The sequence below is a fragment of the uncultured Nocardioides sp. genome (genome assembly GCF_902805925.1).
GTDB lineage: Bacteria > Actinomycetota > Actinomycetes > Propionibacteriales > Nocardioidaceae > Nocardioides.
The window spans coordinates 1-9,849 of the sequence record NZ_CADCUP010000064.1 but is presented as its reverse complement, the minus strand read 5'-3'; the positions used below and the strand labels follow the sequence as shown (position 1 = coordinate 9,849).

General features: G+C 71.6%; 10 protein-coding genes and 1 tRNA gene. 6 read left to right on the top strand and 5 right to left on the bottom strand.

The features are described from left to right. The 3 genes from QZX64_RS04410 to QZX64_RS04400 form a co-directional block, all read left to right on the top strand. The coding region (locus QZX64_RS04410) for a hypothetical protein (protein ID WP_295657292.1) at window positions 1-193 on the top strand (193 nt) is incomplete at its 5' end. Window positions 194-278: 85 nt separating this feature from the next. Beyond that, window positions 279-1,673, top strand: a complete 1,395-nt coding sequence (locus QZX64_RS04405) for a HAMP domain-containing sensor histidine kinase (RefSeq protein ID WP_295657290.1) — start codon at window positions 279-281, stop codon at window positions 1,671-1,673. After that, window positions 1,658-2,329 carry a response regulator transcription factor gene (locus tag QZX64_RS04400; RefSeq protein WP_295657289.1) on the top strand — a complete coding sequence of 224 codons (672 nt, stop codon included), beginning with the start codon at window positions 1,658-1,660 and terminating at the stop codon, window positions 2,327-2,329. The genes QZX64_RS04405 and QZX64_RS04400 overlap by 16 nt, the downstream gene beginning before the upstream one ends. A gap of 3 nt (window positions 2,330-2,332) precedes the next feature. Here QZX64_RS04400 and QZX64_RS04395 read toward each other — a convergent pair whose 3' ends face one another. The 5 genes from QZX64_RS04395 to QZX64_RS04375 all read right to left on the bottom strand — a co-directional run bounded on the left by QZX64_RS04395 (window position 2,333) and on the right by QZX64_RS04375 (window position 4,934). Next, window positions 2,333-3,217: a serine/threonine-protein kinase gene (locus QZX64_RS04395; RefSeq protein WP_295657288.1), complete on the bottom strand. Its 885-nt coding sequence runs from the start codon at window positions 3,215-3,217 to the stop codon at window positions 2,333-2,335. A gap of 36 nt (window positions 3,218-3,253) precedes the next feature. Beyond that, complete coding sequence (locus tag QZX64_RS04390) at window positions 3,254-3,610, bottom strand: hypothetical protein (RefSeq protein ID WP_295657287.1); 357 nt, start codon at window positions 3,608-3,610, stop codon at window positions 3,254-3,256. Between the two features lie 98 nt (window positions 3,611-3,708). Next, window positions 3,709-3,783, bottom strand: a tRNA-Val gene (locus tag QZX64_RS04385). A gap of 164 nt (window positions 3,784-3,947) precedes the next feature. Then, on the bottom strand, window positions 3,948-4,412 hold the full coding sequence (locus tag QZX64_RS04380; protein ID WP_295657285.1) for a peroxiredoxin: 465 nt from the start codon (window positions 4,410-4,412) through the stop codon (window positions 3,948-3,950). 57 nt (window positions 4,413-4,469) lie between these two features. Next, on the bottom strand, window positions 4,470-4,934 hold the full coding sequence (locus QZX64_RS04375) for a DUF3052 domain-containing protein (protein WP_295657284.1): 465 nt from the start codon (window positions 4,932-4,934) through the stop codon (window positions 4,470-4,472). Window positions 4,935-5,176: 242 nt separating this feature from the next. Between QZX64_RS04375 and aceE the strand changes: the two genes are divergently transcribed. The 3 genes from aceE to QZX64_RS04360 all read left to right on the top strand — a co-directional run. Continuing rightward, window positions 5,177-7,900 (top strand): pyruvate dehydrogenase (acetyl-transferring), homodimeric type, encoded by a 2,724-nt coding sequence (gene aceE, locus QZX64_RS04370; protein WP_295657293.1) that lies wholly within the window; start codon window positions 5,177-5,179, stop codon window positions 7,898-7,900. A gap of 52 nt (window positions 7,901-7,952) precedes the next feature. Continuing rightward, a complete protein-coding gene (locus tag QZX64_RS04365) occupies window positions 7,953-9,155 on the top strand; it encodes a CdaR family transcriptional regulator (protein WP_295657283.1) in 1,203 nt (400 codons plus the stop codon). Between the two features lie 79 nt (window positions 9,156-9,234). Continuing rightward, on the top strand, window positions 9,235-9,849 hold a 615-nt coding region (locus QZX64_RS04360; RefSeq protein WP_295657282.1), incomplete at its 3' end, for an ACP S-malonyltransferase.

Sequence of the window (9,849 nt, the reverse complement as noted above, 5' to 3'; positions counted from 1 at the left end):
CGAGCCGCGTCGCCTCGATGGTCCTGACGACGCAGACGACGGTGCGGACGACGGCCGGGACGACGACGCGGACGACGAGGCAGGGGAGGGCTCCGGGAAGCGTGACGACGACACGGACGGCAGCGGCGGCGGGGACGACGGCGGAGACGACGGGGGGGACGACGGGGCTGACGACGGGGGGGACGACGACTGAGCCGCCCCGGCCCCGCCGCCACTGGTGGCAGTTCCAGGTCCGCACCCGGATCGCCGCCGCCATCGCGGTGCTCACCGGCCTGGCCATGACCGGTGCCGGCGTCCTCGTCTACACCTTGGAGTCGGCGCAGATCGACAACGACATCGACCAGCAGATCGACCAGGAGATCGCGGAGTTCCGCCAGCTCGAGCGGGGCACCGATCCCCAGACCCAGCAGCCGTTCGCGAGCGTCGACTCGCTGCTCGACCTGTACCTCGACCGCAACGTCACCGACGACGACGAGATGCTGGTGGCCTACGCCCCCTCAGGCGCCCAGCGAAGCCCCAACCGGTTCGGCGAGGCGATCCTCGAGGAGCCGGGGTACGACGCCGTGCTGACCGAGCTGCGCACCACCGGCGGCACTGCCGTCTACGACAGCCCGCGCTACCGCGAGGTCTGGGTGACGCTGCTGCCGGTCGAGAACGCCGCCGATCCCACCGGCGACGGCGCGCTGGTGATCGTCAACTTCCTCGACGACGAGCGCAGCGAGCTCGACCGCACCCTGCGCACCTACGCCGTCATCACGGTGCTCTCGCTGGTCCTCATCACCTTCTTGGCGCTGTGGCAGTCGGGCCGGCTCCTCGCTCCCCTGCGCACCCTGCGCGCCGCCGCCAGCGACATCACCGCCAGCGACCTGTCCCGGCGGATCCCCGAGCAGGGCAACGACGACATCACGGCGCTGACGCGGACCGTCAACGGCATGCTGGACCGGCTCGAGGACGGCTTCGAGGGTCAGCGCAGGTTCATCGACGACGCCGGCCACGAGCTCAGGACGCCGCTGACCGTGCTCCGTGGCCACCTCGAGCTGCTCGACGCCGCCAGCCCCGAGGACGTCGACCAGACCCGTGAGCTGCTGCTCGACGAGGTCGACCGGATGGCACGCCTGGTCGGCGACCTGATCCTGCTCGCCAAGAGCAGCCGGCCCGACTTCGTGCGGCCCGTCCCCGTCGACCTCGGCGGGCTCACCGCGACCGTGCTGGCCAAGGCCCGCGGCCTCGGCGACCGCCGGTGGGTGGCCGACAGCACCGCATCGGGCACCGTGGTCGTCGACGAGCAGCGCATCACCCAGGCGCTGCTCCAGCTCTGCGACAACGCCGTCAAGCACACGGGTCCGGGCGACACGGTGGCCCTCGGCTCGTCGTACGGCGTCGACGCGGTGCGCCTGTGGGTGCGCGACACCGGTCCCGGCGTCCCGGTGGCCGACCGCGCCAAGGTCTTCGAGCGCTTCGGCCGCAGCGCCATGCCCGAGGACGACGAGGGCTTCGGACTCGGGCTCTCCATCGTCGCGGCCATCGCCGCGGCCCACGAGGGTCGCGTGCACGTCGAGGACCCTGTCCCGCCGGGTGCCCGCTTCGTCATCACCCTGCCCACCGGCCGGCCCAGCACCGTCGGCGCCGCCACCGTCAGCACCGCCGAGGAGGACCCATGGCCCGCATCCTGATCGTGGAGGACGAGGCCCGCATCGCCTCGTTCGTGGCGAAGGGCCTCGGCGCCGAGGGCCACCGCACCACGGTGGTCGGTGACGGGCCCAGCGGGCTGGACGAGGCGCTCAGCGGCGACCACGACCTGGTGATCCTCGACATCGGCCTGCCCGGGCTCGACGGCTTCGAGGTGCTCGACCAGCTGCGCTCGCAGGGCTCACGCATCCCGGTCATCGTGCTGACCGCCCGCGACTCCGTCACCGACACGGTGTCCGCGCTCGACAACGGCGCCGACGACTACGTGCCCAAGCCGTTCCGGTTCGCCGAGCTGTTGGCCCGCGTGCGCCTCCGGCTGCGTCAGGCCAGCCGCGGGGACGGCGAGGGCGCCTCCGACGCGCTGGAGGCCGGCGGCGTGCGCCTCGACCTGCGCACCCGGCGGGCCAGCGTGGCGGGGCGGGAGATCGACCTGTCGGCTCGGGAGTTCACCCTCGCCGAGATCTTCATGCGCAACGCCGGCCAGGTGCTCTCGCGCGAGCAGCTGCTCGACCACGCCTGGGGACTCGACTTCGACCCGGGGTCGAACGTGGTGGACGTCTACGTCGGCTACCTGCGCAAGAAGCTGGGCGCCGACGCCATCACCACGGTCCGCGGGATGGGCTACCGCTTCGGCGTCTGAGGCTCAGTGCCTGACCTTGAACGACAGCCGGGCCGGCGGCTGCCCGGCCAGCACGGGCTCGAGGGCTCCGGCCACCTCGTGCGGCAGCGGGCGGGACGCCGGCTCCGGGTCGAGCATGGCGAGCACCGTCTTGGCGACCTGGTCGGGCACCTGGGCGGGCAGCGCGCGCGGGCGGTCCACCAGCTGCGGGTGGCGCAGCACCGGGTCGTCGGCGTCGCGGTCGCCGTCGTCGAAGGCGCGGTGGCCGGCCACCGCCTCGAACAGGGTGGCGCCCAGGCCCCACACGTCGCTGGCGTGTCCGGGCTCGCCCCGTCGCCCGGGGTCGCACTGCTCCGGTGACATGTAGCGGTCGGTGCCGATGGCGCCGGTGATCCGCGCCGCGGCTGCCGAGGACCGGGCCACCGAGAGGTCGATGAGCCTGGCCGGGGCGCCCATGATGACGTTGCTGGGCTTGATGTCGAGGTGGCAGAGGTCGACGTGCCGGAAGTAGTGCAGGGCCGAGGCCACCTCGATCGCCAGGGGGAGGTACTGCTGCTCCGAGAGCCTGCCGTGCCGGCGTACGAGCGTGGAGAGGCGTGGCCCGTCCAGGTTCTCCAGCACGACGTGGGGGCGGGGGCCGTCGAGCTGGTGCCGCAGCCCCCGCACCACCACCGGGTGGTTGACCCGGGCCAGCGACTCCACCTCGCGGCGCAGGCCGCGCAGGGTGTGGTCGTCCAGCGAGGTCGGTCGGACGACCTTGACGACCACGGGACCGTAGGTCACCTCGTCGAAGGCGAGGTACGCCTCGTACGCCGAGCCGCCGCCCAGCTTCTTGACGGCGGTGAGCTCCGGGGTGATCGCGTCGCCCTCGGCGAGGTGCCAGCTGTCGTCACGGTGTTCGGTCGACATGGTCAGGTCCGTCCCGGTGGTGGTGTGGGGTGCCGGTCAGCCGCGGGTGTTGTGGCGCGACCGGTCGTTGGTCTTGTTGCGGGACTTGTCGACCTTGCGGTCGCCCTTGCCGTCCTTGGTCCAGTCCTTGCGCGACTTGTCGCGACTGTTGTCGCGGCCGCTGCGGTCACCCGACCGCGAGTTCGTGCCACTGGCCCTGGTGTTGGTCTCCTCGTCGCCCGTCTCGTCGTCGTCATCGTCGTCGGCGAGCATGACGATGTCGGGGGTGTCCTCGTTGCGCTTGAGGTCGTCGTTCGAGCCGGCGGCGGACGCCGTGACGGGGAGCGTCATCAGCCCGGCCGCCACGAGGCCGGCGAGGCCGGTGGTGCCGATCGAGAGGGTCCTGGTGTTCATGGTGCGTGTCCTTTCCTCGGGGTGTGAGGAAGACACTGCTCGCCGGTGGTGAGGTCTCCATGAACCGTGCGTGAGAGGGCTCTCACCGGGGACGGGGGTGGTGCGTCGGGACGGTTTCGAACCGCCGACCGCTCGGGTGTAAACCGAGTGCTCTACCGCTGAGCTACCGACGCGGGAGCGCTCACCCTACGGGAGCCGGGGAGGGTGGGTACACATGAAAAGAGTCGAGCCGCTGACGTCTCGGGTCATCAGCGGCTCGACATGCAGAAGACTACGACGAGGTTCCAAGCCTTGTCACCCGGTTCCGCGAAATTCGCGCGGAATTCGCCCGGACGCTCTAGACCAGTGCCGTCAGCTGGGCCAGGTGCTCGTCGAGGTCGCGACCCTCGGGCATCGCGTTGTGCACGGCCCAGGCCACGTTGCCCTCCCGGTCGATGACGTACGACGAGCGCCGCGGGCAGCCCTTGACCTCGTCGAAGACGTCGTACGCCGACGACACGGCGCCGTGCGGCCAGTAGTCGGAGAGCAGGGGGAAGTTGAGCCCGTCGGCGTCGGCGAAGGCGCGCAACGAGTAGACGGGGTCGCAGGAGATGGCCAGCACCTCGGTGTCGAAGGTCATGAACTCGGCCAGCCGGTCGCGGATGCCGGCCATCTCGCCGGTGCAGATGCCGGAGAAGGCGTAGGGGAAGAACAGGATCGCCACCGCCTTGCGCCCCCGGAACGACGAGAGGGACACGTCCGCGCCGAACTGGTCGCGCAGGGTGAAGTCGGGTGCGGGGCCGCCCAGGGAGAGTCCGGTCATGGTGGCTGCATCCTCCCATCCCGGCGAAGGCCGGCCGGCGGGGGTCGGCCCGGATGCTCAGGCGGGCGTCTTGGGGGCCACGAGCCGGGAGGCCTGCCAGTCCTTGCTGACGGCGGCCGTCGTGGTCTGGGCGAGTCCGGCGATGGGCGCGGCCTCGGCGATGTCGGCGGCGTCCACGCTGCCGGGCCGGCCGACCTTGGGGGTGAGCAGCCAGATGGCGCCGCCGCCGACGAGGTCCGTCAGGGCGTCGACCAGTCCGTCGACGAGGTCGCCGTCGTCGTCGCGCCACCACAGGAGCACGGCGTCGACCACGTTGCCGTAGTCACCGTCGACCAGGTCGGCGTCGATGGTGTCCTCGACGGCCATGCGGAGCTCGTCGTCGGTGTCGTTGTCCCACCCGAGCTCCTGGACGACCATGCCCTTCCTGAGCCCCAGCCGGGCCGCTGCCGTCTCGCCACCGCTGCTCTGTCCACCGGACTGGTCACCGGTCTGGGCGGACTCGCCGCCCATCGTCGCGCTCACCGCACGCCTCCTCGTCTCGTCACGGGCGCACCTGCCGTCGGCAGGGCGTGGGGAGTAGTCCAGCGGAGTTGGGTGCAGGGCGCAACCCTGCGCCCTGCGGCCCGGGAGCCGGGAGTACCCACCGGTAGATTTTGGATGATCCAGACGCGTGCAACCATGAGAGGGTGACCGAACAGTCCAGCGAACAGCCCACCAGCCAGGGCAGCGGCTCCCGCGCCCCCGCGGACACGCCCAAGAAGGCCATCATCCACGAGGGGCTGCCCACCCAGCTGCCCGACATCGACCCCGACGAGACCACCGAGTGGATCGAGTCGTTCGACGCGATGCTCGACGACCGCGGTCGCGACCGTGCCCGCTACCTCATGCTGCGCCTGCTGGAGCGCGCGCGTGAGAAGCAGGTCGGCGTCCCCGCGCTGCGCAGCACCGACTACATCAACACCATCTCGCCGGAGCGCGAGCCGTGGTTCCCCGGCGACGAGCACATCGAGCGCCGGATCCGCGCCTTCATCCGGTGGAACGCCGCGGTGATGGTCTCCAGCGCCAACCGCAAGGGCCTCGAGGTCGGCGGCCACATCGCCACCTACCAGTCCTCCGCCAGCCTCTACGAGGTCGGTTTCAACCACTTCTTCCGCGGCAAGGACCACCCCGGCGGCGGCGACCAGGTCTTCATCCAGGGCCACGCCTCCCCCGGCGTCTACTCGCGTGCCTTCCTGGAGGGCCGCCTGAGCGAGGAGCAGCTCTACCGGTTCCGCCAGGAGGTCCAGCACGGTCCCGGCGCCGGCCTGCCCTCCTACCCCCACCCGCGGCTCATGCCCGACTTCTGGGAGTTCCCCACGGTGTCGATGGGGCTGACGGGCATCAACTCGATCTACCAGGCGCGGTTCAACCGCTACCTCACGAACCGTGGCATCAAGGACACCTCCCAGCAGGGCGTGTGGGCCTTCCTCGGCGACGGTGAGATGGCGGAGCCCGAGTCGATCGGTGCGATCCGCGTGGCCGCCCGCGAGGAGCTCGACAACCTCACCTGGGTCATCAACTGCAACCTCCAGCAGCTCGACGGCCCGGTCACCGGCAACGGCAAGATCATCCAGGAGCTCGAGGCGAACTTCCGCGGTGCCGGATGGAACGTCGTCAAGGTGATCTGGGGCCGCGAGTGGGACGAGCTGCTCGCCCGCGACGTCGACGGCGTGCTGGTCAACCGGATGAACACCAGCCCCGACGGCGCCTTCCAGACCTACTCCACCGAGTCCGGCGGCTACATCCGCGAGCACTTCTTCGGCGACGACGTGCGCCTGGGCAAGATGGTCGAGCACATGAGCGACGAGCAGATCCAGAAGCTCCCGCGCGGTGGCCACGACTACCGCAAGGTGTACGCCGCCTTCGACGCCGCCACCAAGCACGTCGGCCAGCCGACGGTGATCCTCGCCCACACCATCAAGGGCTGGACCATCGATGCGCTGGAGGGCAAGAACGCCACCCACCAGATGAAGAAGCTGACGCTCGACGACCTCAAGAAGTTCCGCGACCGGCTGTACCTGCCGATCAGCGACCGCGACCTCGACGAGTCCTACGAGAAGACCGGCGGCGCGCCGTTCTTCCACCCGGGCAACGACTCCCCCGAGATCCAGTACATGCTCGACCGCCGCGCGAGCCTCGGCGGCTCGCTGCCCCGGCGCGTCGACCGCTCCTCCACGCTGAAGCTTCCCGCCGACTCGCTCTACTCCGAGCTGAAGCAGGGCTCGGGCAAGAACAAGGTCGCCTCCACCATGGCCGTGGTCCGGCTGCTCAAGGACTGGATGAAGGACCCCGAGATCGGCAAGAGGATCGTGCCGATCGCCCCCGACGAGTACCGCACCTTCGGCATGGACGCCATGTTCCCGACGGCCAAGGTCTACAACCCCGGCGGCCAGCAGTACGAGTCGGTCGACCGCAAGTTGTTGCTCGCCTACAAGGAGTCCCAGCAGGGCCAGATGCTCCACGAGGGCATCTCCGAGGCCGGGGCCATGGCGTCCGCGACGGCGGCCGGCTCGTCGTACAGCACGCACGGCGAGCACATGATCCCGTTCTACATCTTCTACTCGATGTTCGGTTTCCAGCGTACCGGCGACTCGATCTGGGCGATGGCCGACCAGCTGGCCCGCGGCTTCCTCGTCGGCGCCACCGCCGGCCGCACCACGCTGACCGGTGAGGGCCTGCAGCACGCCGACGGCCACTCCCCGCTGCTGGCGGCGAGCAACCCGGCGATCGTGCACTACGACCCGTGCTTCGCCTACGAGATCAGCCGCGTCATGCAGTCGGGCCTGGAGCGGATGTACGGCGCGGACGCCGAGAACGTCATCTTCTACCTCACCGTCTACAACGAGCCCGTCTCCCAGCCCAAGGAGCCCGACGACGTCGACGTCGACGGCATCCTCAAGGGGATCCACCGGGTCTCGACCTCCGAGGCCGACGGCCCGCGGGTGCAGCTGCTCGCCTCCGGCATCGCCTACCCCTGGATCCAGGACGCGCAGCGGATGCTGGCCGAGGAGTGGGGCGTGGCCGCCGACACGTGGTCGGTGACGTCGTGGAACGAGCTGTCCCGCGACGCCATCGACGCCGAGAGCTGGAACTTCCTCCACCCCGGTGAGGAGCCGCGGCGGGCCTACGTGGCCGACAAGCTGGCCGACGCGGCCGGACCGAAGGTGGCGGTGTCGGACTACATGCGCGCCGTGCCGCTGCAGATCGCCCGCTGGGTGCCCGGTGACTTCCGGGTGCTCGGCACCGACGGGTTCGGATTCGCCGACACCCGCGCCGCGGCGCGGCGCTACTTCCACGTCGACGCGCCCTCGGTCGTGGTGGCGGCGCTCCGGGCGCTCGCCGACGCGGGCGAGGTCTCGCCGGACGTCGTGCGCGAGGCGTTCGGGAAGTACCGCATCGACGACCCGACCGCCGTCCGCGGCGTCGCCCAGGAGGGCGGCGACGCCTGACCCCCGGCCTTCGTACGGCGCTCTCGCACCGGCGCTGCACTAACCTCAGGGCATGGGAGGCCAGAGGGGCACGGCGCGCCGGCGCGACCCGGGGCGGGAGCGGGTCGCCGACGCGCTGGCACGCTCCACGGGCAGCCTGAGCCGCGCCGCCATGGCCCGGATGGAGTCCGACATGGCGTGGTTCCGCGACCTCAGCGCGGAGGACCGCTCGTGGGTGGGGCTGATCGTGCAGTCGGGCATCAAGGGCTTCGTCGACTGGTACCGCAGGGCCGACGACCACCACGACGGCAACGCCCTGGCCGTCTCGGTCTTCGGGGCCGCCCCGCGCGCCCTGACCGGCGTCATCAACCTCCGGCAGACCGTCGACCTGGTGCGGCTGAGCATCGAGGTCACCGAGAGCAGCATCGATGAGATCCTCGGCGCCGAGGACGCACCGGCCGTGCACGCCGCGGTCCTGCGGTACGCCCGCGAGGTGGCGTTCGCGACCGCGGAGGTCTACGCGCGGGCCGCCGAGGTGCGAGGTGCGTGGGACGCCCGGCTCGAGGCGCTCGTCGTCGACGCCGTGCTGCGCTCGGAGGCCGACGAGAGCGTGCTGTCGCGAGCCAACGCCCTCGGCTGGGGCGCGCACGGCGACGTCGTCGTGGTGCTCGGGTCGGTGCCGCGCGAGCAGGCCGAGCACCACCTGTTCGAGGAGGTACGCCGGCTGGCCCGGGCCGCCGACATGGACGCGTTGTGCGCCACGCAGGGAGATCGGCTCGTCGTCGTCCTCGGTGGGGTGCAGGACGCGCTGAAGGGTGCTGAGCACGTCGTGTCGGCGTTCGGTCCCGGACCCGTCGTCGTCGGCCCCATCACCTCCGACCTCCACCACGCCCACCTCTCGGCCCGCGCCGCGCTGTCCGCACACCGCAGCGCCGGCGGGTGGCCCGAGGCACCGCGCCCCGTGAGCACCGCCGACCTCCTGCCGGAGCGGGCGCTCGCCGGCGACGGCCACGCCCGGCGGCACCTCGTGGAGGAGGTCTACCTGCCCCTGGCGGGTGCGCGCGGCACGCTGGTGGAGACCCTCTCGGCGTACTTCGCCTCCGGGTCCTCGCTCGAGGGCGCCGGCCGCATCCTGTTCGTGCACCCCAACACCGTGCGCTACCGGATGCGCCAGGTCTCCGACCTCACCGGCTACGCCCCGGGAACGCCGCGAGACGCGTTCGCGCTGCAGATCGCGCTCGTCCTCGGACGTCAGTCGCGCCGCGACGCCTTGTAGGGACCCTACAAAGTTCCACCGGGCGTTTTCGTGCGCGCCGGAGGCGCGGCGAGGGCCGCCGACCGGGCACTGTAGAGGTGTGCTCGTCATCGTCGCTCCCGGCCAGGGGGCCCAGACCCCCGGATTCCTCCAGCCGTGGCTGGAGGACCGCACCTTCCGCTCCCGCTTCGAGTGGCTGTCCACCGTCGCGGGGGTCGACCTGGTGCACTACGGCACCGAGGCGGACGCCGACGCCATCCGGGAGACCCAGGTCGCCCAGCCGCTGCTGGTGGCGACGGGACTCGTCGCCGCCCTCGAGCTGTTCCCCCACCCCGCCGACGCGTTCGCGAACATCGGCGCCGTGGCGGGCCACAGCGTCGGGGAGCTCACCGCCGCCACCGGTGCCCGGGTGATCACCGCCGAGCAGGCGATGGTGCTGGTCCGTGAGCGCGGCCGTGCGATGGCCGGCGCGGCCGCCGAGACCCCGACGGGCATGACCGCCGTGCTGGGCGGCGACCGCGAGGCCGTGCTGGCCTCGCTGGAGAAGCACGGGCTGACCGCGGCCAACGACAACGGCCCCGGCCAGATCGTCGCCGCGGGCACCACCGAGCAGCTCGCCGCCCTGGCCGCCGACCCGCCCGAGAAGGCGCGCCTGACGCCGCTGAGCGTCGCGGGCGCCTTCCACACGACCCACATGGAGCCGGCCGTCGGGCAC

Excerpts from the sequence above, each read along its gene's own strand:
- QZX64_RS04405 (WP_295657290.1), top strand. The coding sequence starts at position 279 with ATGACCGGTGCCGGCGTCCTCGTCTACACCTTGGAGTCGGCGCAGATC.
- QZX64_RS04400 (WP_295657289.1), top strand. The coding sequence starts at position 1,658 with ATGGCCCGCATCCTGATCGTGGAGGACGAGGCCCGCATCGCCTCGTTC.
- QZX64_RS04395 (WP_295657288.1), bottom strand. The coding sequence starts at position 3,217 with ATGTCGACCGAACACCGTGACGACAGCTGGCACCTCGCCGAGGGCGAC.
- QZX64_RS04390 (WP_295657287.1), bottom strand. The coding sequence starts at position 3,610 with ATGAACACCAGGACCCTCTCGATCGGCACCACCGGCCTCGCCGGCCTC.
- QZX64_RS04380 (WP_295657285.1), bottom strand. The coding sequence starts at position 4,412 with ATGACCGGACTCTCCCTGGGCGGCCCCGCACCCGACTTCACCCTGCGC.
- QZX64_RS04365 (WP_295657283.1), top strand. The coding sequence starts at position 7,953 with ATGGGAGGCCAGAGGGGCACGGCGCGCCGGCGCGACCCGGGGCGGGAG.